The 24,744-nt window shown below is 34.7% G+C and carries 18 protein-coding genes, 1 tRNA gene and 1 riboswitch; of the genes, 14 read left to right on the top strand and 5 right to left on the bottom strand.

What is annotated here, in order from left to right; all coding sequences use genetic code 11:
- The first annotated feature begins 67 nt into the window (after nucleotides 1-67).
- On the top strand, nucleotides 68-2,944 hold the full coding sequence (locus C4F50_RS09805; RefSeq protein WP_193846413.1) for an alpha-amylase family glycosyl hydrolase: 2,877 nt from the start codon (nucleotides 68-70) through the stop codon (nucleotides 2,942-2,944).
- 133 nt (nucleotides 2,945-3,077) lie between these two features.
- Here the strand turns inward: C4F50_RS09805 and C4F50_RS09810 are convergent, their stop codons facing one another.
- Together C4F50_RS09810 and C4F50_RS09815 are read right to left on the bottom strand one after the other, a co-directional pair.
- The gene (locus tag C4F50_RS09810) at nucleotides 3,078-3,305 is read right to left on the bottom strand and encodes a DUF6814 family protein (protein WP_193846415.1); all 228 of its coding nucleotides are present in this window, start codon (nucleotides 3,303-3,305) and stop codon (nucleotides 3,078-3,080) included.
- A 10-nt stretch (nucleotides 3,306-3,315) separates the two neighbouring features.
- Nucleotides 3,316-4,812: an MFS transporter gene (locus tag C4F50_RS09815; protein ID WP_193846417.1), complete on the bottom strand. Its 1,497-nt coding sequence runs from the start codon at nucleotides 4,810-4,812 to the stop codon at nucleotides 3,316-3,318.
- 175 nt (nucleotides 4,813-4,987) lie between these two features.
- Between C4F50_RS09815 and C4F50_RS09820 the strand changes: the two genes are divergently transcribed.
- Nucleotides 4,988-5,542, top strand: coding sequence for a hypothetical protein (locus C4F50_RS09820; RefSeq protein WP_193846419.1), 555 nt, complete (start codon nucleotides 4,988-4,990; stop codon nucleotides 5,540-5,542).
- A gap of 156 nt (nucleotides 5,543-5,698) precedes the next feature.
- Nucleotides 5,699-5,892: riboswitch (cobalamin riboswitch) on the top strand.
- Between the two features lie 296 nt (nucleotides 5,893-6,188).
- Nucleotides 6,189-7,508 carry a DUF5074 domain-containing protein gene (locus tag C4F50_RS09825; RefSeq protein ID WP_193846421.1) on the top strand — a complete coding sequence of 440 codons (1,320 nt, stop codon included), beginning with the start codon at nucleotides 6,189-6,191 and terminating at the stop codon, nucleotides 7,506-7,508.
- 467 nt (nucleotides 7,509-7,975) lie between these two features.
- Here the strand turns inward: C4F50_RS09825 and C4F50_RS09830 are convergent.
- Nucleotides 7,976-8,051, bottom strand: a tRNA-Phe gene (locus C4F50_RS09830).
- A 104-nt stretch (nucleotides 8,052-8,155) separates the two neighbouring features.
- Between C4F50_RS09830 and C4F50_RS09835 the strand changes: the two genes are divergently transcribed.
- The 7 genes from C4F50_RS09835 to C4F50_RS09865 all read left to right on the top strand — a co-directional run bounded on the left by C4F50_RS09835 (nucleotide 8,156) and on the right by C4F50_RS09865 (nucleotide 15,094).
- Nucleotides 8,156-8,890, top strand: a complete 735-nt coding sequence (locus C4F50_RS09835) for a type III pantothenate kinase (protein WP_193846423.1) — start codon at nucleotides 8,156-8,158, stop codon at nucleotides 8,888-8,890.
- The gene (gene bamG / locus C4F50_RS09840; protein ID WP_193846425.1) at nucleotides 8,883-10,112 is read left to right on the top strand and encodes a BamG family beta-barrel-assembly machinery protein; all 1,230 of its coding nucleotides are present in this window, start codon (nucleotides 8,883-8,885) and stop codon (nucleotides 10,110-10,112) included. Before C4F50_RS09835 ends, bamG begins: the two co-directional genes overlap by 8 nt.
- Nucleotides 10,113-10,161: 49 nt before the next feature.
- The gene (gene lptC / locus C4F50_RS09845) at nucleotides 10,162-10,713 is read left to right on the top strand and encodes an LPS export ABC transporter periplasmic protein LptC (protein ID WP_193846427.1); all 552 of its coding nucleotides are present in this window, start codon (nucleotides 10,162-10,164) and stop codon (nucleotides 10,711-10,713) included.
- A gap of 4 nt (nucleotides 10,714-10,717) precedes the next feature.
- A complete protein-coding gene (locus tag C4F50_RS09850) occupies nucleotides 10,718-10,912 on the top strand; it encodes a hypothetical protein (RefSeq protein ID WP_193846429.1) in 195 nt (64 codons plus the stop codon).
- Between the two features lie 3 nt (nucleotides 10,913-10,915).
- A complete protein-coding gene (locus C4F50_RS09855; RefSeq protein WP_193846431.1) occupies nucleotides 10,916-12,172 on the top strand; it encodes a hemolysin family protein in 1,257 nt (418 codons plus the stop codon).
- A gap of 107 nt (nucleotides 12,173-12,279) precedes the next feature.
- Complete coding sequence (locus tag C4F50_RS09860; protein ID WP_193846433.1) at nucleotides 12,280-14,379, top strand: peptidylprolyl isomerase; 2,100 nt, start codon at nucleotides 12,280-12,282, stop codon at nucleotides 14,377-14,379.
- A gap of 268 nt (nucleotides 14,380-14,647) precedes the next feature.
- Nucleotides 14,648-15,094 (top strand): hypothetical protein, encoded by a 447-nt coding sequence (locus tag C4F50_RS09865; RefSeq protein WP_193846435.1) that lies wholly within the window; start codon nucleotides 14,648-14,650, stop codon nucleotides 15,092-15,094.
- Nucleotides 15,095-15,117: 23 nt separating this feature from the next.
- Here the strand turns inward: C4F50_RS09865 and C4F50_RS09870 are convergent, their stop codons facing one another.
- Both C4F50_RS09870 and C4F50_RS09875 read right to left on the bottom strand, forming a co-directional pair.
- The gene (locus tag C4F50_RS09870; RefSeq protein ID WP_193846437.1) at nucleotides 15,118-16,026 is read right to left on the bottom strand and encodes a GYDIA family GHMP kinase; all 909 of its coding nucleotides are present in this window, start codon (nucleotides 16,024-16,026) and stop codon (nucleotides 15,118-15,120) included.
- 106 nt (nucleotides 16,027-16,132) lie between these two features.
- Complete coding sequence (locus C4F50_RS09875; protein WP_193846439.1) at nucleotides 16,133-17,455, bottom strand: hydroxymethylglutaryl-CoA reductase, degradative; 1,323 nt, start codon at nucleotides 17,453-17,455, stop codon at nucleotides 16,133-16,135.
- A gap of 181 nt (nucleotides 17,456-17,636) precedes the next feature.
- Here C4F50_RS09875 and C4F50_RS09880 point away from each other — a divergent pair, with 181 nt between their 5' ends.
- The 4 genes from C4F50_RS09880 to C4F50_RS09895 all read left to right on the top strand — a co-directional run bounded on the left by C4F50_RS09880 (nucleotide 17,637) and on the right by C4F50_RS09895 (nucleotide 24,743).
- Entirely contained in the window at nucleotides 17,637-19,808 is a 2,172-nt protein-coding gene (locus C4F50_RS09880; RefSeq protein WP_193846441.1) for a S9 family peptidase, read from the top strand.
- A gap of 36 nt (nucleotides 19,809-19,844) precedes the next feature.
- Nucleotides 19,845-21,521, top strand: coding sequence for a peptide MFS transporter (locus tag C4F50_RS09885; RefSeq protein ID WP_193846443.1), 1,677 nt, complete (start codon nucleotides 19,845-19,847; stop codon nucleotides 21,519-21,521).
- A gap of 74 nt (nucleotides 21,522-21,595) precedes the next feature.
- Nucleotides 21,596-23,254 (top strand): peptide MFS transporter, encoded by a 1,659-nt coding sequence (locus tag C4F50_RS09890; RefSeq protein ID WP_193846445.1) that lies wholly within the window; start codon nucleotides 21,596-21,598, stop codon nucleotides 23,252-23,254.
- A 4-nt stretch (nucleotides 23,255-23,258) separates the two neighbouring features.
- Nucleotides 23,259-24,743, top strand: coding sequence for a peptide MFS transporter (locus C4F50_RS09895; RefSeq protein WP_193846446.1), 1,485 nt, complete (start codon nucleotides 23,259-23,261; stop codon nucleotides 24,741-24,743).
- Nucleotide 24,744: the final 1 nt, after the last annotated feature.

Below are 24,744 nucleotides of genomic sequence, written 5' to 3' on the forward strand. Positions count from 1 at the left end.
TGAAAAAGGGCTATCTCCGGATAGCCCTTTTTTAATCAGACTATCTAACCAAATAACCACAATTATTATGAAAAAAACTTTACTATCAATATTTTTATTGATGGCGGTAACTGTTTTTGCTCAGGTACAGACAGTAACATACTCCATAAGTCCAACTGCATTTGAAGATACCACGCCTATTACGATTACCATTAACGGTAGTAGTGTTAACGAAACTTCATGGGGAATAGCTGCAACTCATGCATTATACCTTTGGTCTTGGTCTTTTGATGTAAACGACACCAATCAGTCCGACAGCCCATCAAACGGATCGTGGACAGCATCAAACGAAGCAGCTAAATTTACTTATAATGCAGGGACGGATACCTATACCAAAACATTTACGCCCTCTGTATATTTTGCGAGAAACGGAATTGGCCGAATAGGTTTTCTGGTTAAGGCAAAAGACGGAACAGGTGATAAAAAATCGCAGGATATAATAGTCGAAGTAGGATCTTTTCAGGCTTCATTAACTTCTCCGGCAGAAAACAGCACGACAATTATTGCTTCCGGAGCAAATTTCAATATTACCGCAACCAATACAAATGGAGCAGCAAGTTATATTTTGAAGTCAAACGGAGCAACAATAAATACCAATACAAGTACTTCGGGTTATTCTTATACGCATACAAACATTACCAATAATCAAAGCTACGAATTGATAATTACTCAAGGAGCAACAACAATTGTCAAGAAGTTTTCTGTTGTAGTAAATCCGAATACAGTTTCTCAGGCGATGCCGACTGGTTTGGTTGACGGAATTAACTATAATAGTTCAGATGCTACAAAAGCCACTTTGGTTTTAGATGCTCCACTTAAAGATTTTGTTTACGTTGCCGGAAGTTTTAATAATTGGCAGCCAACTTCGGCTTATGCCATGAAAAAAGATCCTGTATCGGGTAAATTTTGGCTGGAACTTACAGGACTGGTTTCTGGAGTAAACAATACGTATCAATATTGGGTAGTAGATGCAACACCGCTAGCTAATTCTCCAGCAATGGTAAAAACGGCTGATCCGTACTCTACTTTGGTTTTGTCTCCTTATGATGATGCTGGTATTCCGGCGTCAAAATACCCTAATATGCCAGCTTATCCTGGAGGACAAAATTTTGAAGTTACAGTTTTAAAAACGGGACAGAGTCCTTACAATTGGCAGGTAACCAATTTTGTAAAACCTGAAAAAGAAAAATTAGTAGTTTATGAAGTTTTGGTAAGAGATTTTGATGCAGCAAGAAATTATCAAAGCTTAATTGATAAGATCGATTATTTTAAAAATCTTAAAATAAATGCGATCGAATTGATGCCGGTAATGGAGTTTGAAGGCAATGAAAGCTGGGGGTACAATACCTCATTTCACATGGCTTTGGATAAATTTTACGGAACTTCAGATAAACTAAAAGAATTGATCGATGTATGCCATCAAAACGGAATTGCCGTTATTTTGGATGTTGCTTTAAATCATGCTTTCGGGAGAAATCCGATGGTAAGAATGTGGATGAACGATCCCGATGGAGATGGTTTTGGTTCGCCGACAGCAGAGAATCCGTATTTTAATACTGCTGCCACACATACTTACAGCGTTGGAGAGGATTTTAATCATCAATCGCTCAAAACTCAAAACTATGTAGAACGTGTTGTTAAACAATGGATTGAAGAATATAAAATAGACGGTTTCCGCTGGGATTTAACCAAGGGATTTACGCAGGCTTGTACGGCTTCAGACGAGAACTGTACCAATGCATATCAACAGGACAGGGTAGATATCTTGAAAAAATATGCTGATTATTCTTGGAGTCTTGATCCAACACATTATACCATTTTTGAACATTTAGGAACAGACGCCGAAGAAAAGGAATGGGCAGATTACAGAGTTACAGAAGCTCCAAGTAAAGGGATTATGATGTGGGGAAAAATGACGAACCCTTATAATCAATTATCGATGGGATATTCGTCAGACAGTAATATTTCGAGAATGACAAGCGCTAGCCGTGGTTTTACAGCAAACCGCTTAATGGGATATGCAGAAAGCCATGACGAAGAGCGTTTGATGTATAAAAATGTTCAGTACGGTGCAACAAACGGAACTTACAATGTAAAGACATTAAATACAGCTTTGTCTAGAATGTCTGCAATTGGAGCGGTTTCTTTATTGGTTCCAGGTCCAAAAATGATCTGGCATTTTGGAGAATTAGGAATGGATGATTCTATTTTTACCTGTAATAACGGAACTGTCAACGATGATTCGGGCACAATTTCCGGCGATTGTAAATTAGATACAAAACCACAGCCACAGTGGACAGAAAACTGGCTGGGCGATTCTAATCGAAATAAAATTTATAACGATTGGGCAAAAATGATCACCTTAAAAACAGTAGAACCTGTGTTTTTAGGGACGCCGACAATGATCAATGCTAATTCGCTTACAGTAAATATTAAAATTACCAACAGCAGTCTGGCCGCAACACAATTAAAAGACGTTGTGATATTGGCCAATTTTGAAATAACAGCACAGAATTTAGTACCGAATTTTCAGTATACTGGAACTTGGTACAATCTAATGGACAGTACCACTCTAAATGTTGCCGACGTAGCGGCTCCGATAAATCTGGCGCCGGGAGAATATAGAATTTACGGAAACAAACAAGCCAATCTGGCTATAGAAAATTTTGAAAAAGGAAACTTAATTAGTTTGTATCCAAATCCAGTTGCGGATTATTTTACTTTAAGTTTCGCAGCTTCAAAAGTAGAAATTTATGCAATTACAGGACAATTAGTAAAATCATTTAAAACAAGCAGCAATGTCGATTTTCAATTTCAAGTAAATGATTTAACTACAGGATTGTATCTCGTAAAAGCCTATAACGAAGAAAATAAAGTTCAGGTTGTAAAGTTTATTAAAAAATAATATATCGTCAGATTAAGATTTTGGTTTGGTTAGTAATGAAAAAGGGCTGTTCTATTGTAAAATAGACAGCCCTTTTGTTATGATTTTTAATTAAATCTTGGATATTTTTTTTCATTTGAATATAATAAAAGTGTTACTTCCTTTTATTGTTATATTCTCCAATTACTGCAAAATAACCAAAAGTACCTAGTCCCAACACAATCAGGGGAGTCAGGATAAAAAGAATAATAATTCCAAATACCAGATCATCTTGCTGATCTGATAATAATTTTGGTAAGCCAAATTCAAACACGCAAAAGTAAGCGGCTGCAACTGCTAAAATAACCCATAAAATGCCTAAAGCCTGTTTGATCGTATTCATGTTTTAATTATTAAAGGTGATTAATTTTATTTTTATTATCAATATAAACCATTCCGATTACAAAGCAGATCGAAGCAATAATAATAGGATACCAAAGGCCATCGAGATAAAAATCGCTCTTTCCGGCCGCCTTTGAATGTGTTACAAAGTAAGTTGAAATTGCTGGCAGCAAACCTCCAAAAATTCCATTTCCTACATGATAAGGAAGGGACATTGAAGTATATCTGATTTTAGTTGGAAACATTTCCACTAAAAATGCCGCAATTGGACCATACACCATTGTAACAAACAAAACCTGAATGAAAACCAGAAAAATTAAAGTCCATTCATCGGCAGAATTGATATTTATAGTAATACTGCTTTGAGATTTTTTCTTATCAGCAAAATCTGTTTTCTTTTCGATATACGAGGTTCCATCCGTATAGGTTTTTGAAAGGGTAGTAATTATGTCATTATTTTGGGTTCTTTCAACATTTTGAGAGGTTTGTTCTACAATTTCGGTCTTATAACTCACATCAGTTGTGTTATACATCATTTTGTATATCGGTCTGTAGAATAAAATAGCCAGCAGCATTCCGGACATCATAATGTATTTTCGGCCAACTTTGTCGCTCAGCCATCCAAAAACAATAAAAAAAGGAGTTCCTAGTAATAATGCAATTCCGAGCAAACTGTCTACTTGCGAAGAATCAATATTCATAACCGTTTTCATAAAACTCATCGCATAGAATTGTCCCGTGTACCAAACGACTCCTTGTCCCATTGTGGCTCCAAACAGAGCCAGTAACACAAATTTTAAATTGTAGCGATTTCCAAAACTTTCTTTTAACGGATTTGTACTTGTCGTTCCTTCTTTTTTAGCTTTTGCAAATACAGGCGATTCGTCCATATTTTTTCTAATTAAATACGAAACCCCAACCATTACAATAGAAACCCAAAAAGGGACGCGCCAGCCCCAGGAATCAAAAGCTTCGGCAGAAAGCACATTTTTTGTAGCCAGAATTACCATTAGAGAAATAAACAAACCCACAGTTGCGGTGGTCTGAATCCAGGATGTCCAATATCCTTTTTGGCCAACCGGAGCATGCTCTGCAACATAAGTCGCTGCGCCTCCATATTCACCGCCAAGCGCTAATCCCTGAAGCAGTCGTAAAATCAAAACTAATAAAGGAGCCATAAAACCAATTGTTTCATAACTCGGAATACAGCCTATTAAGAAAGTAGAACCGCCCATTAATAATAATGTAGCCATAAAAGTATATTTCCGGCCAATAATATCTCCAAGCCTTCCAAAGAACAAAGCGCCAAAAGGACGAACTACAAACCCTGCGGCAAAAGTGGCCAGAGTCGATAAGAATGCTGCAGTTGGATTGTCGCTAGGGAAAAATTTGGTTGAAATAACAACCGCCAGACTGCCAAAAATATAAAAATCATACCATTCAATCATGGTGCCCATAGAAGAGGCCGAAATCACTTTCCAAATGCCTTTAGTAGAAGTTTTGCTCATAAAACTGCTTTGTAACCTTGTTAGTAAAATAAAGATAAAAATATAGTTTTACGAATATATAAGATAATTTTTTATTCAGTTGATACTTTTTTAACAAAAAGCAATTATTTGTTGACTTTCTAATTTTTATATTTTTATAATCGTTTATATTTGATGAGTTTTCTGATTTTTAAATATGAAACAAATTGTGTTATTGTGTATCGGTTTAGTTTTTATAGGGTGTAAAACCCAAACTGTGCTGATTGAAAATGAATGTAAAATTACTGCAGTACCTTCTGAAGTTATTCAGGGGCAATATATTCATTTTATTGAAAAATCAGATTTTTATAAAAATGAATTTGCAAATTTTTCAAAAATAAAAAATGGAGTTTTATTGTATCGTTGGGAGGAAAATGTAGGAAGCAGTCGATTCATAATAATTGATCTTGACAAAGGATTTAATGCTCTACGAAAAAATGAGAAAAATAATGAAGAAATAGTTTTTTCTGTAGAAGAAAAAAAGAGACTAAAGTTTATTCAAGAAGTTTTAGAAAAAGGCAATTATTATCAAAGCTGTTCCAGAAATGACGGACATACGAATGTTTATGTAATGATTGTAAGGCATAACGATGAAATGAAGGTTCAATATTTTTCTCCATCGAATAATTTTTATAAAGTACAATCAGCGGATACCAATATTAATTTAACTAAGAAAATGTTTGAGATCATCAATACACATTTTTATAGATAAATTTCGTTGTAAAACGTAAAAAGAAAAAATGCAATTTTTCAGATATTTTGGAATTAAACAGACGTCAATTCTCCTAAACATTTCGTTTTTAGTTTTTAAAACCTATTAATTATTAGCTTTCTTTCTTAAAAAAGAAAACCCTAGTTTTGCAACTCAAAATTTAAATCAGAAAGTGGTTGTCATTATTGAATAAATATTGACATTAAAAGGGAATTTGGTGTAACTCCAAAACTGTCCCGCAGCTGTAAGCTCATGAACTGAAACCCTTTAATACGTCACTTTTCATTTTTGAAAGGGAAGGCTGGGTGTAGGGAGCAAGTCAGAAGACCTGCCATTTTTATAGTAATAATAGCTTTCGGGGATTGAAGCTAGAATTAAGAACAGTACTTTTCACTTTCTGTGAACCGGTATTTGTTTGGTTATTCTATTCTCGTAAGCTAAAATAAGTTTATGAGATTTTTTTTTCTGCAAATATGATATCGTAAAAACAATTCCTTTTGGAGTTTTCTCTTTTTCGATTTTTCTTTTTCTCTGCTAAAAAAATCATTTAAACGCATCGTCATGCAATTCGTTTGTAGCATTTTCTCTATGAACTAAAATCAGTAGTCGATTAAAGTCCAAGTGATAATTTTTTAAATATTTAATAATGAAAACCCAATTTTTTTTCAGGCATTTAATTGCAATTGCCTCTTTAGCAACTCTGATAATTTCATGTAATAATGATGATGATTTTACGGCACCTCCTGTAATAAGCGGCGAACAGCAGTTAAAAGATACTTTGACAATTGGTAAGACACTTCGGTTAAGCTCCAGAATAAAAGACAGAAGTAATCTATCTTTCCAATGGACTGTAGACGGAAAAGGGGTAAGTTCTGACTCTGTTTATACTTTTAAACCAGAAACAAGAGGCGATTTTAAAATTGAAATGACTGCTAAAAACAACGGTGGCGATGTAAAGCTGACGTATGATATTCATACATGGGGAGCTTACGAAAATGGTTTTTTTATGATTAATGAAGGCTGGTATGGACACGGAACAGGAACAGTCGGTTTCTACAGATACGATACAAAAGCCATTGAAGACAGTATTTTTGTAAAAGTAAATCCAGATAAAAACCTAAAACCAGAATCGTCTACATTAGAATTTGGGACCATCATTAACAAGAAGTTGTTTTTAGTTTCAAAAGCAGCCGGACCTGTAGTGGTAGCCGATGCTTACTCATTAAAAGAAGAAAAGAGAATTCCTGCTCAAGCCGGCAATGATTGGCGTGCAATAGTTGCAATAGACGAAAATCAAGCGCTGCTGACTTCTGGAAAAGGAATATTCAAACTAAATCTTAATGCGATGGAATTAAACGGACAGTTAGAAGGTGTTACAGGACAGGTTGGAGATATCGTGAAGGTAAATAACTATATTTTTGCATTGTCTGCTGCAAAAGGTGTTTTGGTGATCAATGCAGCAACGCTTGCGGTAGAAAAAACTATTTCAAGTATGGTTCTGGGTTTTGCTGTTACAGAGGATAAAAAAGTATGGGCAGCAGGCGGTACAAAATTGATAAATATAGATTCAAACACGCTAGAGGTAAAAGAAATTGCATTAGGTTTTCAAGCTTACGGAAGCTGGGGAGCATGGCACCCAGGATCGATCACTGCAGCTCAAAATGATGTTTTTATTGCTAGAAACGCAAGCTTCAGCGGCGGTAAAGAAATTTACAAGTATACCGGAGATGTCGCTTCGCTGGCGCGACCTTTTATTACTTTGACTGGAGTTAATATATTGTATGGCGCCGGAATTGGTTATGATAAAAAGAAAAATACCTTAGTTGTAAATACGGTTGATTCAGGATTTGGTGCCAATTTTGCAAACAATAATTTGTATTTATTCAATGCCGATTCTGGAGCTAAAACAGGAGGAGTAAGTTTTTCAGGATATTACTTTCCAGCGGTTTCGGTATTTCAGCAATAGTTTTTTTAACCGCAAAGAGCGCTGAGATTTACGCAATCTCGAAACCTCGGGACGCAAAGGTTTTTTAGCTTTTGTGAGTCTTTGTAAACGGTTTTTGTGTTATCAATGTTTTTTTTAACCGCAAAGAGCGCTAAGAGTTACGCAATCCCGAAACCTCGGGAGCAAAGGTCTTTTAGCTTTTGTGAGTCTTTGTAAACGGTTTTTGTGCTATCAATGTTTTTTTTAACCGCAAAGAGCGCTTAGGTTTACGCTAGGCTCGCAAAGGTCTTTTAGCTTTTGTGAGTCTTTGTAAACGGTTTTTGTACTATCAATGTTTTTATAAAACAACAAAGGACACAAAGAAAAAACGCAAAAGGTTCGCAAAGTTTAATTAGAACTTTGCGAACCTTTTGCGTAAATCTTAGCGAACTTTGCGTTTCAACTTAATGCTGTAAAAACAAAAAACCCGAATATTGCTATTCGGGTTTTGGTGGTACCTCCAGGGATCGAACCAGGGACACATGGATTTTCAGTCCATTGCTCTACCATCTGAGCTAAGGTACCGTTGTGCGGTTAATGCGGGTGCAAAGATAGAATCATTTTTCGTTTATCCAAAACATTTTTTTAAAAAAATCAATTCGTACCTTCGCATTAGTAAATAATAAAACATGATTTTAACGGTTGATGTTGGAAATACGCGAATTAAAGCTTCTGTCTTTGAGGATAATAATGCGCTGGAGAATTTTATTTTTGAGAAAAATGAACTCGAAAAAAAAATTAAAAATATTTTAGAAAAATATCCAAAATGCAGCGATTTGGTTGCGGCATCGGTCGGAAAAATCGAAAAAGAGTCTTTTTTCTTATTCGAAAAAGACCTGAAAATTCATTTTTTAACCCACGAAGATATTTTTCCGTTCGTCAATAAATATGCAACGCCAAAAACATTAGGGATTGATCGTATGGTTTTGGCTGCTGGAGCCACCTTGCAGTTTCCAAAACAAAATAGACTGGTAATAGATGCCGGAACTTGCATTACCTACGATTTCATCGACGAAAATGACAATTATTTAGGCGGTGCCATTTCTCCGGGACTTCGATTGCGATATGAATCTCTGCATAACTTCACGGCCAAACTGCCTTTGCTCACTTTAGAAGATCCCGAATCTTATATAGGAAACTCCACCGCACAAGCTATTCACTCTGGAGTTGTAAACGGTTTCGTCTATGAGATTGACGGTTTTATCGATGAATATCGCGCTCAATTTTCAAATTTTATCATAATTTTAACGGGAGGCGATGCAGATTTTTTGGCTAAACGATTAAAAAATACCATATTTGCCAATTCAAATTTCCTTCTAGAGAGTTTGAACCAAACATATCAATATAAAATCGACAATGATTAAAAAAATTATAATAAGCGCTTGTCTGCTTATATCGTTCGCTTCATTTGCTCAACAAGGTACAGCCTCGCCTTATTCTTTTTACGGAATTGGTGATTCGAGATTCAAAGGAACTCTTGAGTTTAGATCTATGGCTGGAGTGGCAGTAGAGCAGGACAGTATCCATTTAAATATTGATAACCCGGCAAGTTATGCGAGTTTGGGGCAGACTGCTTTTACAGTTGGGGGGACATTTGCAACTTCGACATTAAAAACCAATGAACAATCAGAAAAAGCACAGCGATCTACGTTTGATTATTTAGCTGTAGGAATTCCGATGGGTAAATTTGGAGCTTCTTTTGGTTTGATCCCAGTAAGTTCTGTAGGGTATAAAATCCTGAACGACAATACTGGTACAGAAGGGGCGACAAGCGCACAGCTTGAAGGAAAAGGCGGAGTAAACAAAGTGTATTTTGCTTTGGCTTACAAAATTAAACCAAATTGGAATGTGGGAGCAGATGTACAGTACAATTTTGGTAAAATTACAACGACAAGTATTGAGGCAGTATCGGGTGTACAGAATAGCACTGCCGAAGTAAATACCTCAGAATTGTCTGGTGCAAGCTTTAATTTAGGTACGATGTATCAAACTAAAATTTACAAAAAAGTAAGTTTGTTTACTAGTTTGAGTTACTCTTTGGACAGTAAATTAAACTCAGACAATACAAGAGTAATCACGGTAAGCGGTGATCCGGATCCTTATACTTATTCACCAGTTTCTCAAAAATTAACACTGCCAAGTAAGTTAACTATTGGGGCAGGAATCGGAGAAGCAAGAAAATGGCTTGTAGGAACAACAATGATTCTTCAAGGAGACGGACAATTGGCAAACTATTACAATGCAAGCTCAAACGTTCAATACGAAAAGTATAGTAAATTTGCAGTCGGAGGTTACTATATTCCTAATTATACTTCTTTTACAAGTTATTTAAGCAGAATTACCTATAGAGCAGGATTGAAATATGAAAAAATTGGTTTAATTGTAAATAATGAATCAATTAAAGATGTGGGAATGACTCTTGGAGCTGGTATTCCGATTACTGGAACTTTTTCTAACGTAAATATTGGTATTGAATTTGGAAAAAGAGGAACCGTATCATCTAATTTGGTTCAAGAGAATTATTTAAACTTCAGTGCCAGTTTCTCTTTCAACGACAAATGGTTCGTGAAGAGTAAATTCAACTAACATATAATTTATCTTTTTTAAGCTCAGTACAATTTACTACTTTTGACAGATGAATTTATCAAAAAGATATAGTATTCTACTTGTCACGGTTACAGCCGTGACACTGTTTTTTGGATGCGAAAGTAATTTTAAAGAAGTTCAAAAAATTAACTTCTCAGAATTTGTGCCTGCTAGCGATGCTGATACAGTCAATATTAAGTATACAGATTCTGGCCGGATTTCGGTTGTTTTGATAAGTCCAAAAATGCTTGATTATTCAAATTTGGATTTTCCTTTTACCGAATTTCCAAAGGGTATAGATGTTACTTTGTACGACAAGAAACAAAAGCGTACTTTTATAAAAGGAAACTACGCTGTCTCGTATAAAAACACAGGGATTATTGATTTGATCGGGAAGGTAAAAATTACCTCAGAGCAGGGTCAGGTTCTGGAGACAGAACAATTGTATTTTGACCAGAAGAATGAATGGTTTTACACCGAAAGAAAATTTAAATTGACAGATGCAAAAGGAGTTTCTTTTGGTCAGGGAATCGATTTTAGTAAAGATTTTAAAGTGATCAATTCACAGCGTATCAGCGGTGATATTGAATCAGAAGAATAAAAATATGGGATATTTAAAATATACACAATACATTTACATTGCTTTTGCGATCTACTTTATTTACGACGGTTTTACAAAGCTAAATGAACAGAATGATACTGCTGCCTTGAGTTTTTTAATAGCGGGTATGGCAGTATTTATGTTTTTCTTTAGAAGAAGATTTGTCAAGAAATTTGAAGATAAAAACAAAAAACAGTAAAAAATGGAAATTAGTATTATAATAATATGTTTAATACTAGCAGCCTTTTTTTCGGGAATGGAAATAGCTTTTGTTTCCTCCAATAAAATTTACCTCGGAATAGAAAAAAGACAAGATAATTTTTTGTCGCGAATTCTGGCAAAACTTACCGAGAATCCTTCTAAGTTTATTGCAGCGATGCTTATTGGTAATAATCTGGCATTGGTGGTTTACGGCTTCTTTATGGGCGATGTAATCCTACGGTGGATTACTAATCTGGGTTTTGTATTTTCAGACTGGATAAGCTTACTGGTGCAGACTTTGGTTGCGGCTTTTATTGTTTTATTGACAGCTGAATTTTTTCCAAAAGTCTTTTTTCAAATCTATGCCAATTCCTTAATCAAGATATTTGCCGTTCCGGCTTATCTGTTTTACAGATTCTTTTATTATATCTCGTCATTTTTTATCTGGATTGCCGATTTTGTTTTAAGGAAATTTTTTAAAACTGCCGGCGATCAGCTGCAGCTCTTTAGTAAGGTAGAGCTGGGAAATTATATCAGCGAACAGATGAGCGATGTAGAAGAACATGAAGAAGTAGATTCTGAAATTCAAATCTTTCAAAATGCATTAGAATTTTCGGGTGTAAAAGCACGCGATGTCATGACACCCCGTACAGAAATTGTTGACATTGATCTTTTTGACTCTGTTGCCGATCTAAAGGCGTTGTTTATAGAAACAGGATATTCTAAAATTATCATCAGTCAAAACTCTTTAGACGATATAGTTGGATATGTTCATTCATTTGATTTGTTTAAAAAACCAAGCACAATTAAATCGGTTTTAATGACAGTGGAAAATGTTCCAGAAACAATTCTGATCAAAGATGTGTTGAGTCTTTTGATAAAAAAAAGAAAAAATGTTGCAGTGGTGCTTGATGAATATGGCGGTACTTCTGGAATACTTACAATTGAAGATATTGTTGAAGAGCTTTTTGGCGAAATAGAAGACGAGCACGATTTGGACGAGGAATTAATCGAACAAGAATTGGGAGATGGCAAGTATTTGTTTTCTACGCGATTGGATGTGGAGTATTTGAATGAAACTTACAAATTGATGATTCCAGAAGAAGATGCCTACGGAACGTTAGGAGGTTTTATCGTATATCACACTAAAGAAATTCCGCAAAAAGGAGATAAAATTGTAATAGATAAATATCATTTTGTCATACAGGAAGCTTCAAATAAGAAGATAGAGCTGGTAAAAATGATAATTAAAGAATGATTTTTTAAATTAATGAAAAAAAAAGTCGAAAATAAAACGCTAGTTGTATTGTTATTAACTAGATAATTGTATTTTCGCAAACTGAATATAAAATTAATAACAATAAAATGGCAGTTTTAGCAAAAATTAGACAGCGTTCCGCTTTATTGATAGGAGTTATTGCACTTGCATTATTTGCATTTATAATTCAAGATCTTATCGGTAAAGGAACATTTAGTCAAAGTTCAAAAGATGTAGGAAGCATCGATGGAAAAGATATTTCATTTGAAGACTTTAGAGTTAAAGTTAGTAATGTTGAAAAAAGTGGGCAAGGAATTACTTCCACTGAAGCTGCAAACCGAGTTTGGGATCAAGAGGTTTCAATCGCATTGTTGTCAACACAGTTCGAGAAATTAGGATTGAGAGTAGGTGAAAAACACCTTATCGAAGTTTTAAAAGCGGATCCAAATATTGGTAAAAACCCTATGTTTTTAAATGCAGCGGGAATTTTTGACATTGTAAAATTCAAAGATTACTTTAAAGCAAATCCAGAAGCAGCGCAATTTATTGCTCAAAAGGAAAAAGATGCGGAGTTAAATGCAAAATTTCAAATTTATAATACTTTAATTAAAGCTGGACTTTATACTACAGCAAGCGAAGGAAAGTTGAAATATGAAATGGAGTCTAACAAAGTAAACTTTGCTTATGCTGCAGCATTATATTCTTCTATAAAAGACAGTGATGTAAAAATTTCTGATTCAGAAATTGTAGATTACATGAAGAAAAACGAGAAAAAATTCAAAGCAGATGAAACTCGTGAAATTCAGTACGTTTTAGTAGAAGACAAACCATCTGCACAAGATGAAGCTGAAATTAAAGCTAAATTGAATGCTTTATTAAATGCTAGACCAGAATATAACGAAAAAACAGGTAAAACAGATACGTTGCCAGGTTTTAGAAGCGCAACAAACATTGCTGAATTTGTAAACTCAAATTCTGATGTACCTTATGATTCTACTTATGTTCCTAAAAATGCTTTACCTGCAGTAGATGCTGATAAATTGTTCAGTCTTCCTGCTGGAGCTATTTACGGTCCTTATGTTTTCGGAAGATACTATGCAATTTCTAAATCTTTAGGATTTAAAGCTGGTGTTAACGCAAAAGCAAGTCATATCTTAATTGGTTACGAAGGATCTCAAACTCCAAATCCAAAAGAGAAAAGAACTAAAGAAGAAGCTAAAGCAAAAGCAGAAGAAGTTTTAGCACAAGTACAAGCTAATCCAGATAGTTTCATGATGCTTGCATTTACAAGCTCAGATGATTCATCTGCACAGCAAGGTGGAGATTTAGGATATTTTGGTCCTAACCAAATGGTAAAACCATTCAATGATTTTGTATTCAGCAACGGTATTGGTAAAGTTGGTTTAGTAGAAACTCCTTTTGGTTTCCATATTATTAAAATTACAGACAAACAAGACGGAATTCGTCTGGCTACAATCGCTCAGAAAATTGAGCCTTCTGAAGCTACATCAGATAAAGTATTTACATTGGCTACTAAATTTGAAATGGAAGCTGGTAAAAAAGATTTTAACGCTGCTGCAAAAGAGTTAGGTTTAAAACCTTCTGCTCCTGTAACTGCAAAAGCGATGGATGAAGCATTTGGACCTCTAGGAAACCAACGCAACATTATAAGATGGGCTTTTGATAAAGAAACAAATACAGGTGATGTTAAACGTTTTGAATTGGCTAATATCGGTCACGTTATAGCACAATACAAAGGAGAAAACAAATCTGGTTTGGTTTCTGTAACTATGGCAAGACCTTATGTAGAATCTATCTTGAAAAACAAGAAAAAAGCAGAAATATTAAAAGCTAAAATGACAGGTGCAACAATCGAAGCGGTTGCTAAAAGTGCTGGTGTTGCTGTACAACAAGCTGCTGACGTAACTTTAGACAATCCGGTTTTACCTGGAGGTGTTGGTCAAGAACCAAAAGTTGTAGGAAATGCATTTGCTTTAGCTGCTAATAAAGTTTCTGCTCCAATTGAAGGAAATACTGGAGTTTATGTGGTAAAAAACATCAGCACAGTAAAAGCACCTGCAATTGCAAATCACGCAGCTTATGTTGAAAAAGTAAAAGCACAAAGTGCATCTGATGTTAACAGAGTACTGCCTGCTTTGAAAAACAATGCTAAAATTGAAGACAATAGATTACAATTCAACTACTAAAATTTTTTAGTAAAGAAATAAAGAAACCCGAAGCAGCAATGTTTCGGGTTTTGTTTTTAATGCCATTTGTAAAATTGTATTTTGTAATAAAATTTGGTTAATTTTCTGATATTATATAGGTGTAATAGAAATTTAATTTAAAAAATTTGTGATATTCAAATTATTACAGTTAATTTGTCCGATTTTTCATTTAACATATTTTTTCGTTATAAAAAAAAAATCAATCCAAAAAAACTGAAAACGAATTACTTTAATAATCAAACATTTAATGTTTTTTACTTTTAAATTTTTTAAAAAGAAGCCTAGAGTATATACCAAAATTGAAAGTCATATTTATGGTATTATCATTGAGCTTTTAAAAGTGAGCAGTACCGACATCAATGTAGATGAATTGGGTGGGAAATATTATTTAAGCAACGAAGAACAGCATTTTAAGGTTACAATCTTAAGTAACGATTATGTTATCCGATTAACAAATACACGCGATTCTGTTGCTGAAAAATACGATAAAGTTTTTGTTGAAGATGTTTTGAGAGCTGTTAAAGAAGAAAAACACCGACGTATGGAATTGGTATACGATTCGATCACCAACAGTATCGAGAAAATGGCCGAACGTCTGCACAACAGACTTATAGAGTCTAATGAACAAGAAAGCCAAAATGTTCGTCGTTTGGAAACCAAACAAAATGTAAAGAATAAGAGAGTAAACTTTTAGTGATTTATATTAATACGATTTTTTTATAAAATCATTTCGTCATAAGTCAAAATCGTTTCATATCCTTTGGAAAGAAAGTAATCTTTCGGGTTGTCTTTAGAAACAACCATTACAAAATCACCTCCCCAAGCCCCAAGACTCTTTATTACACCGTTAAAATCTGGAAAAACAGCTTCTTTAATGGTCTGCATTTCTAGAATATTACTTAAGTGAATTTCATGTTTTTGAACCGCAGCGGCAAACTCTTTTAATGTTTTGGCATTGAGGATTTCGCTGGTGATTTTATTGTTTTTTAAAACGCTTTGTGATAAGTTATGATTCTTGTTATTGTTATAAGCGTATATCGCTGATTTGCTGTTTTGTTTCTTATTTAAATAAACAAAGTAGATGTGTTCTTTAAAATCAGGATTAAAATCGACTGCTTGTACAAAATTATCTTCTATGCGGTAAAGAACAGGCGTATTATTTTGAGCGCAGGCAATATCGTAGCCGCTTCCTCCAAAACTATTTTTTAGTAAGGTAAAAGCATTCACATCCGCCCATTGTGCGATATTGTTAATTAAGGTAGAAGAAGTGCCTAAACCCCAATTTCTAGGAAAAGACAAGTGTGTACTTACTTTAAAACCAGTCGCGTTATCAATAAATTTTGGATTTAAAACATATGCCTCGTGAAGAATATCAATTAAAGTTGATTTTACAGTCTCGACCTTTATTTCCGGGCGTTTTTTTATTTCATCAAATGAAATTGTTTCCTCAAACCATAAATGCTGATCATAATCGTAGCTTTTCCATTCGATTTGATTATCACCATTTTGTTCAATAATTAAATCTTGTCCAAATTTTGTCGGTAACGCAAAAGCATCTGCCCCATCTAATACTAAATATTCTCCGGCAATAAATAATTTTCCGTTACTGTAAAATGTTTTTTTCATGCTTGTATAAATTCCAATATTTGAAATTCCAAATTCCAAATAAATTCCAAATTCCGATTTTCGTTGGAATTTGGAATTTATTTGGAGACTAAATTTTTTTGGAATTCTATTTAGTTTGTTTTCTCAAATTTTCAATAAATTCTACTACCGCACTATGAGAAACGGCTGTTTTTTTGAAATGCGCTTTTATTAAATAGCGCTCTTCATCTGTAGCCTCAAATTGATTGATGATATTGTTAAGATGCATTTTCATGTGTCCTTCTTGGATTCCGGTTGTAGTTAAAGAACGTAACGCAGCAAAATTCTGCGCCAGACCTGCTACTGCAACAATCTCCATTAACTCTTTTGCCGAAGGATTTTCGAGTATTTCCAGACAGAATTTTACAAGAGGATGAAGTGACGTAAGGCCGCCAACAGTTCCTAGTGCAAGCGGAATTTCGAGCCAGAATGAGAAGATTCCGTTTTCTATTTTTGCATGCGATAAACTGGCATATTGACCATTTTTTGAGGCGTAGGCATGTACTCCAGCTTCTACAGCTCTAAAATCATTACCTGTAGCAAGAACTACGGCATCGACACCGTTCATAATTCCTTTATTGTGTGTAACCGCTCTAAAAGGTTCTATTTCTGCGATTTGAACAGCCTGTAGAAAACGTTCTGCAAATTCCTGCGGGTTTGTGATATGTTTTTCTGCTAATTCTTCTATCGGACAAGAAACTTCTGCGCGGACCAGGCAATTTGGGACGTAGTTTGATAAAATGCTCATGATCACCTCCAGTTTTTCGCCATCGGCCAGCAGTTTTTCATTCTGTGCCTCTTCCTTTAAAGTAGCGGCAAATTGTTCCAGACAAGAATTGATAAAATTAGCGCCCATGCTGTCTTTGGTTTCAAACGTTGCATGAAGCTGGTAATAGTGCTCAAGAAGACTTCTTTTGTCTTTAAGCTTTATATCTAAAATACCGCCGCCGCGCTGCTGCATGTTTTTGGTGATTGACTGCGTTTCTGAAAAGAATTTTGGTTTGATTCTATCAAAAAAAGCATGTAGTTTTTCAGAATCACCGCTGTATGTAAAGTGAACTTGCCCTATTTTTTCGGTATCTATGATCGTGGTTTTGAACCCGCCTCTTGAAGCCCAGTATTTTGCAGCTTTGGACGCTGCGGCAACAACAGAACTTTCTTCAATTGCCATCGGGATGGTTTTGTATTTTCCGTTGATTAAAAAATTGGGAGCAATACCAAGCGGAATATATAAATTGGTAATCGTATTTTCGATGAATTCATCGTGCAGCTGTTGGAGCTTTTCGTCTGAATTCCAGTAATTTCTTATAATCGTTAGCGCTTCTTCGGCATTTGAAAAATAGGTTTCTGCAATCCAGTTTATTTTTTCGGTTTTGGATAATTTCGAAAATCCAGCTACGGCGTTGTTCATTCTCAATATTTTAAATAATAATGTTGCGGCAAATATACCATTTTAAGAGTTTTGTTTGCAACGTATTTGTAAGATCAAAATACGCAATCGTTATTTTTTTTAACATTTAACACTTAAAATGTGTATTATGTTTATTTTTTTTACTAAAATTGGGCTCTTTTTATATTTAAAATAATTTATAATGAATACAAGTAAAATTACTCTAGTTCTTTTATTTTTGGTTACAGCCGTTTTTGGACAGCAAAAGATAACTGTCGAGAGCATTTTTGGCGGTGTTTTTCGTGCGGAAGGCATGGATGAACTGCAATCGTTAAAAAATACAGACCAATATACGGTGTTGAATGTAGATCAGGCGAGCAGAAGTATGCAGATTGGACTTTATGATTTTGCTACATTAAAAAAGGTTACCAATTTAATTGACACTAAGGAGTATAAAGAGCTTTCTGACGGAATCGACAGCTATACTTTTGATGCGACAGAAAAAAAGATTTTGATTGCTTGTAATACAAATCAAATTTTCCGCCACTCTTTTACTGCAGATTATTTTCTATATGATATTGCTTCAAAAAAGTTAACAAAATTGGTTGACTTTCAAATTCAAGAACCAACTTTTTCTCCAGACGGAACAAAAATCGCTTACGCAAGAGAAAACAATTTATATGTTTATGATGTTGCATCAAAAAAATCGACTGCAGTTACAACAGATGGAAAGAAAAACGCGGTTATAAATGGGATTACGGACTGGGTTTATGAGGAAGAATTTGCATTTGTTCGCGCTTTTGACTGGAGTAAAGACAGCAAAAAACTAGCTTATATCCGTTTTGACGAAAGTCAGGTTCCAGAATTTTCAATGTCTATTTTCCAAAAAGATTTATACCCTAAAATCGAGACATTTAAATATCCAAAAGCAGGAGAAAAAAACTCAGAGGTTTCTTTACATATTTATGACGTAGCAGCAAATGCTGCTAAAAAAGTAAATTTAGGAAATTATAATGATTTCTATATCGCAAGATTACAATGGACAAATGATGCGAATGTATTATCTGCTCAGGTTTTAAACCGACACCAGGATAATCTTGATATACTATTTGTAGACGGTACAACTGCCGCTGCAAAAGTAGTTTTGAATGAAAAAGACAAAGCTTACGTTGATGTAACAGATAATTTGACTTTCTTAAAAGACAACAGTTTTATCTGGACGAGCGAAAAAGACGGTTTTAATCATATTTATGTATATGATAAAACAGGAAAACTTAAAAATCAGGTTACTAAAGGAAACTGGGAAGTAACTTCATACTACGGTTTCGACGAAAAAACAAAAACTATTTTCTACCAATCTACAGAAAATGGTTCTATTATCAGAGATATCTACAGAATTGGTTTGGACGGAAAAAACAAACTGCGTTTAACTCAAAAAACGGGAACAAATAAGGCAACCTTCAGTCCTAATTTTCAATATTTCATCAATACATTCTCCAGTGCTTCACAGCCTACAATTTATACTTTAAACGAAGCTAAGGCTGGAAAAGAAGTTAAGGTAATTGAAGATAATAAAGGACTTGCAGATAAATTAAAAGCATATAACTTGCCGGCAAAAGAGTTTTTTGTTTTGAAAACAGCAAAAGGAAACGAATTGAACGCTTGGATTATGAAGCCAAAAGATTTTGATCCTTCAAAAAAGTATCCGGTATTTATGATTCAGTATTCTGGTCCAGGATCACAGCAAGTAGTGAACGGATGGGGAAGCTCTAATGAATATTGGTTCATGATGCTGACGCAGCAAGGTTATATTGTAGCTTGTGTTGATGGAAGAGGAACTGGTTATAAAGGGGCTGATTTTAAAAAAGTAACGCAATTACAATTAGGTAAATACGAAGTTGAAGATCAAATTGATGCTGCTAAAGTGATTGGAGCATATCCTTATGTTGATGCTTCTAGAATTGGAATCTGGGGCTGGAGTTATGGAGGTTTCATGGCTTCTAACTGTATCTTTCAAGGAAATGATGTTTTCAAAATGGCAATCGCTGTGGCACCGGTAACCAACTGGCGTTTTTATGACAGCGTTTATACAGAGAGATACATGCAGACACCACAGGAAAATCCAAGCGGTTATGATCAAAACTCCCCGATTAATCATGTTGAAAAATTGAAAGGTAAGTTTTTATTAATTCACGGAAGTGCAGACGATAACGTACATGTTCAGAATTCAATGCAGATGATGGAAGCTTTAATTCAGTCGAATAAACAATTTGATTCTCAAATTTATCCAGATAAAAACCACGGTATTTATGGTGGTGCAACCAGAATTCAGCTTTATAATAAAATGAGTAATTTTATTAAGGAAAATTTATAATCTAAAAACTTAATCTAAAATTAAATAACAACAAATATGGTAGAAACTCAAGTAAAATCAGGGCATCCAAAAGGACTTTGGGTATTGTTTGGAACGGAGATGTGGGAGAGGTTCAATTTTTATGGAATGCGGGCGCTATTGACTTTATTTTTAGTAAACTCTTTACTAATGAAAGAAGAAGAAGCTTCGTTGATTTATGGTGGTTTTCTTGGGCTTTGTTATTTAACTCCAATGTTGGGAGGTTTTGTTGCCGATCGTTTTTTAGGAAACAGAAATTGTATCTTATTAGGCGGATTATTAATGGCAATTGGACAAATGTTACTGTTTACTAGCGGCAGTATTTTTGAATCTAATCTAGAATTGGCAAAAATCATTATGTACTCTGCGTTAGGGGTAATCGTTTTTGGTAACGGATTTTTCAAACCAAACATTTCAAGTATGGTGGGAAGTTTGTATCCAAAACAAGAAAAAACGAAATTGGATACCGCTTTTACGATTTTCTACATGGGAATCAACATTGGGGCATTTTTAGGACAGTCTATTTGTCCGTTATTAGGTGACGTTAAAGATGCTGGCGGTATTAGAGATATTCATGCTTTTAGATGGGGATTCATGGCGGCTTCTGCGGCAATGCTTATAGGAACTGTTTTGTTTTATTTCCTTAAAAATAAATATGTAGTTTCTCCAGAAGGAAGACCATTAGGAGGTTTGCCATCTAAAAACGTTGCAGAAGATTTTGAAGAAGGCGAAGCACAAACGGCTAATTTTTCTAATAAATCTTTGATGATTGCAGGAATTGCATTTGTTGCGTTAGGATTCTTTTTTCATTACGCTGTAGGTCAGAATTTAATTTATACGTTGATTTATTCAAGCGGTATAGCACTTGCGGGATTAATTATCTCGGATACATCTTTAACTAAAATCGAAAGAGATAGAATTATTGTAATTTATATTGTTTCGTTCTTTATTATTTTCTTCTGGGCGGCGTTTGAGCAGGCAGGTTCTTCTTTGACTTTTATTGCCGATAACCAAACAGACAGGCATTTCTTCGGATGGTTAATGCCTCCATCGATGGTTCAAATTTTTAACGGACTTTTTGTTGTGGCTTTAGCGGTGCCTTTTAGCGTGCTTTGGGATACGTTAAGAGCAAAAGGAAAAGAGCCGATTTCACCAGTAAAATTAGCAGTTGGATTAGTAGTAATTTCTATTAGTTTCCTTATGATTGCAACTCAGGTTTCTTATATTGGAACTTCTGGATTGTTATTAGTAAAATGGCTTATCTTATTATATTTCTTAAATACCTGTGCTGAGTTATGTTTATCTCCAATTGGTTTGTCTCTGGTAGGTAAATTATCGCCAAAACGTTTCGCTTCATTATTATACGGAGTATTCTTTTTGTCTAACGCATCAGGATATGCTTTAGGAGGAACTTTAGGTTCTATCCTTCCGGCTACTGGAGATAAATTTGCAAAAGCAAAAGAATTAGGAATCGATCTTCAGGCGGTTTTAGATAAAGCAGTGACGCCTACAGCAGAACAGTTACTATTATTAGAAAAACATCAAATCAGCTCGCAAAATCCTGTTTTTGCAGGATTCGAAATTCATAACTTATACGAGTTCTTTATGGTATTTGTGGTTCTTACAGGTATCGCGGCGGTTTTATTGTTTGCATTAACACCTCTTTTGAAAAAAATGATGCACGGAGTTCGTTAAACCCTGCAGTTCTATATAATTACCTATTCAATTTATTTGGATAGGTAATTTTTTTAATTATAAGTATGTTTTTTATGTGGAAGAATCATCCAAAAGCACTGTCTTTTTTATTTTTATCAGAGATGTGGGAGCGTTTCGGTTATTATCTTATGATCGGAATCTTTACGCTTTACTTAAAAGATGTTGAGACAGGTTTTGCCATGACAGAGAAAGAAGCATCTGATTTGTATGGTACTTTTATTGCGCTTGTATTTTTTACGCCTTTTATTGGAGGTCTGGTTGCGGATCGATATTTAGGATATAAAAATTCAATCATTCTGGGCGGATTGATGATGGGGGCAGGTTATTTCCTGATGGGCGTTCACAACTTGACGGTATTGTATATCGCGATGACGCTGGTAATCATTGGTAACGGATTTTTTAAACCTAATATTTCGACACTTCTAGGGAATTTTTACGACGAAGAAAAGTATAGAGAAAAGAAAGATGAAGGATACAATATCTTTTACATGGGAATTAATGTTGGAGGTTTTATCTGTAATTTCTTTGGAGCTGCTTTACAAATTCTTTTAGGATGGCATTACGCATTTATGGCGGCCGGTATAGGAATGTTTATCGGTGTAATTGTGTTTCTTATGGGAACAAAACACTATGGTAATAAAACAGAAAAGAAAGGTATTAAGGAAGGCGATATGCCGTTTTCAAAAATAGTTTTGTATATCCTTGTCCCGTCTATTGTATTTGGAGTAATTGGGTGGTTGATAAAAGGAGTACAGTCTGAGGTAAACGTAGACAGTTCTATTTTTGGTTCTGACAGTACAGACGCTTTTATTTTTGCTTGTATTCCGGTAGTTTATTTTTACGGAAGTTTATACTTTAAAGCAAAAATTGAGGAAAAAAGACAAATAGGAGCACTTCTTTCTATTTTTGCAGTTGTTATTTTGTTTTGGGCAGTTTTTAAATTGAACGGTTCAGCCTTAACAACTTGGGCAGACCGATATACAGACAGAGAAATTACCGGAACAACACAAACGGTTTTTAGTAGTTTGAAGCTGGCAAAAGAAGTAGAATATAAAAAAGGCCCGACTGAATTGTACGATGATGCTTTTAGACTGCAAAAAAAGAATGGAGAAGTTTTAAAAACAGTTGATTATCCGGTTTATTTTAGAAATGTTGCCGATGATAAAAAACCTGAAACAGGTTCAAAAATTTCTATTTGGGCTACTAATTTAAGTCAGTCCATAAATCCGGGCTGGGTTATTATATTAACACCTTTGGTAGTGGCATTTTTTACTTTTTTGCGCAGCAGAAGAAAGGAGCCAAGTACACCAGTAAAAATTGCATTCGGACTTTTGATTTCGGCATTATCTGTGTTGATAATGATTGCAGCTGTTCATGTTGGAAATAATGGTTCTGAAAAAGTTTCTGTTTGGTGGCTCGTAGCTAATTATGGAGTAATAACAATCGGAGAGTTGTTTTTGAGCCCGATGGGATTGTCGATTGTGTCAAAATTATCACCTAAAAATATTACTGCATTAATGATGGGGGGCTGGTTCTTGTCTACATCAATAGGTAATAAATTAAGTGGCGTTCTGGCAAGTATGTGGGATCAATACGATCACAAAGCAAACTTTTTTTGGGTTAATTTTGCCTTGCTGCTTTTTGCGACAATATTAATGTTCGCTTTGTTGAAAAAATTAAATAAAGTGATGAAAGATCACGGTATCAATTAAAAATATGAAACAAGAAATCACTTTAGAAGAAATTCAAAATTTTGAAGGCAAGTACCCAAAACAATTGTGGTATTTGTTTTTTGTTGAAATGTGGGAGCGTTTCTGCTTTTACGGAATGCGCGGCGTGCTTACAATATTTATGGTAGATCAGCTTTTTTTGAAGGAAGATCATGCCAATTTACAGTACGGTGCTATTCAGGCTTTTGTTTATGCGTTTACCTTTATTGGGGGTATTTTTGCAGATAAAGTTTTAGGATTTAAAAAGTCTCTGTTTTTTGGGGCAATTGTAATGATTCTGGGGAATCTTTTAATTGCTATTGCGCCGCACGATTTGTTTTATTACGGAATTGCCTTTTCTATTATAGGAACGGGATTCTTTAAACCAAACGTTTCTTCAATGGTTGGCGAATTATACAAAGAAGAAGATGGAAGAAGAGATGCAGGTTACGGAATGTTTTATGCCGGGATTAATGTTGGAGGGCTTTTAGGGGGGGCTTTATGCGTTTATCTAGGGAAATACTATTCTTGGCAGTTGTGCTTTTTATCTGCAGCAGTGGTAATGTTTTTAGGTTTAATTACATTTTTGTTTACTAAGAAATATCTTGGACCGATTGGAGATTCTCCTTTATTAAATTTAGAAGCTGGAAAAAGAAAAATTCGCGAATTTGCAGTTTACGGATTGTCGCTTTTAAGCATTCCGTTGATTTACATAATGGTAAAAAACACCGATTTTACCGATTATTTCATGTATACAATTGGTATTGTTGCGGTACTTTATTTTGTTTATGAGTTGTATAAACTGGGAGACATTAAATTACAGAAAAAGCTTTTTGCTGCATTCTTGTTTGTGTTTTTCTATTTATTGTTTAATGCTATTTACGAACAGAGCGGTGGTTCTTTGTCTCTTTTTGCTAAAGATAATTTAGATGATAAATTGTTGTTTTTCAGTATTGATCCTAATATCATTAACAATAGTTCCAATACGTTCTTTGTCGTAGTTTTAAGTCCGCTTATTGGTTTATTATGGATTTGGATGGGGAAAAGAAAAATAGAACCCAACACATTAATTAAATTCGGAATCGGGTTTTTGTTTCTGGCAGCTTCATTTTATATCTTTTATCTGACTCGATTTTTTGCAGATTCAAAAGGAATAGCTTCTTTAAATGTTTTTACATTTGCGTATTTAATCACAACCATAGGGGAGCTTTGTTTAGGGCCGATCGGAATGTCAATTATAACGAAACTTTCTCCAAAAAGATTGTTTGGAATGATGATGGGATTGTGGTTTTTGGCTGCCGCTTTCGGACAGTTATTTGCAGGTAAGTTAGGGGCAGAAATCTCCAGATCAAATACAGGAGGTTCTTTGGTTTCTAAACTGCAGTCGTATACAGAAGGTTATTATGAATTGGCATTATATTCTTTGATAGCGGGAGTTATTTTAATTGCAATTTCACCACTTATTAAAAAATTAATGCAAGAAGTTAAATAAT

The organism is Flavobacterium hungaricum (assembly GCF_015182285.1).
Taxonomy (GTDB): Bacteria; Bacteroidota; Bacteroidia; order Flavobacteriales; family Flavobacteriaceae; genus Flavobacterium; species Flavobacterium hungaricum.

Excerpts from the sequence above, each read along its gene's own strand:
- C4F50_RS09805 (WP_193846413.1), top strand. The coding sequence starts at position 68 with ATGAAAAAAACTTTACTATCAATATTTTTATTGATGGCGGTAACTGTT.
- C4F50_RS09810 (WP_193846415.1), bottom strand. The coding sequence starts at position 3,305 with ATGAATACGATCAAACAGGCTTTAGGCATTTTATGGGTTATTTTAGCA.
- C4F50_RS09815 (WP_193846417.1), bottom strand. The coding sequence starts at position 4,812 with ATGAGCAAAACTTCTACTAAAGGCATTTGGAAAGTGATTTCGGCCTCT.
- C4F50_RS09820 (WP_193846419.1), top strand. The coding sequence starts at position 4,988 with ATGAAACAAATTGTGTTATTGTGTATCGGTTTAGTTTTTATAGGGTGT.
- C4F50_RS09825 (WP_193846421.1), top strand. The coding sequence starts at position 6,189 with ATGAAAACCCAATTTTTTTTCAGGCATTTAATTGCAATTGCCTCTTTA.
- C4F50_RS09835 (WP_193846423.1), top strand. The coding sequence starts at position 8,156 with ATGATTTTAACGGTTGATGTTGGAAATACGCGAATTAAAGCTTCTGTC.
- bamG (WP_193846425.1), top strand. The coding sequence starts at position 8,883 with ATGATTAAAAAAATTATAATAAGCGCTTGTCTGCTTATATCGTTCGCT.
- lptC (WP_193846427.1), top strand. The coding sequence starts at position 10,162 with ATGAATTTATCAAAAAGATATAGTATTCTACTTGTCACGGTTACAGCC.
- C4F50_RS09850 (WP_193846429.1), top strand. The coding sequence starts at position 10,718 with ATGGGATATTTAAAATATACACAATACATTTACATTGCTTTTGCGATC.
- C4F50_RS09855 (WP_193846431.1), top strand. The coding sequence starts at position 10,916 with ATGGAAATTAGTATTATAATAATATGTTTAATACTAGCAGCCTTTTTT.
- C4F50_RS09860 (WP_193846433.1), top strand. The coding sequence starts at position 12,280 with ATGGCAGTTTTAGCAAAAATTAGACAGCGTTCCGCTTTATTGATAGGA.
- C4F50_RS09865 (WP_193846435.1), top strand. The coding sequence starts at position 14,648 with ATGTTTTTTACTTTTAAATTTTTTAAAAAGAAGCCTAGAGTATATACC.
- C4F50_RS09870 (WP_193846437.1), bottom strand. The coding sequence starts at position 16,026 with ATGAAAAAAACATTTTACAGTAACGGAAAATTATTTATTGCCGGAGAA.
- C4F50_RS09875 (WP_193846439.1), bottom strand. The coding sequence starts at position 17,455 with ATGAACAACGCCGTAGCTGGATTTTCGAAATTATCCAAAACCGAAAAA.
- C4F50_RS09880 (WP_193846441.1), top strand. The coding sequence starts at position 17,637 with ATGAATACAAGTAAAATTACTCTAGTTCTTTTATTTTTGGTTACAGCC.
- C4F50_RS09885 (WP_193846443.1), top strand. The coding sequence starts at position 19,845 with ATGGTAGAAACTCAAGTAAAATCAGGGCATCCAAAAGGACTTTGGGTA.
- C4F50_RS09890 (WP_193846445.1), top strand. The coding sequence starts at position 21,596 with ATGTGGAAGAATCATCCAAAAGCACTGTCTTTTTTATTTTTATCAGAG.
- C4F50_RS09895 (WP_193846446.1), top strand. The coding sequence starts at position 23,259 with ATGAAACAAGAAATCACTTTAGAAGAAATTCAAAATTTTGAAGGCAAG.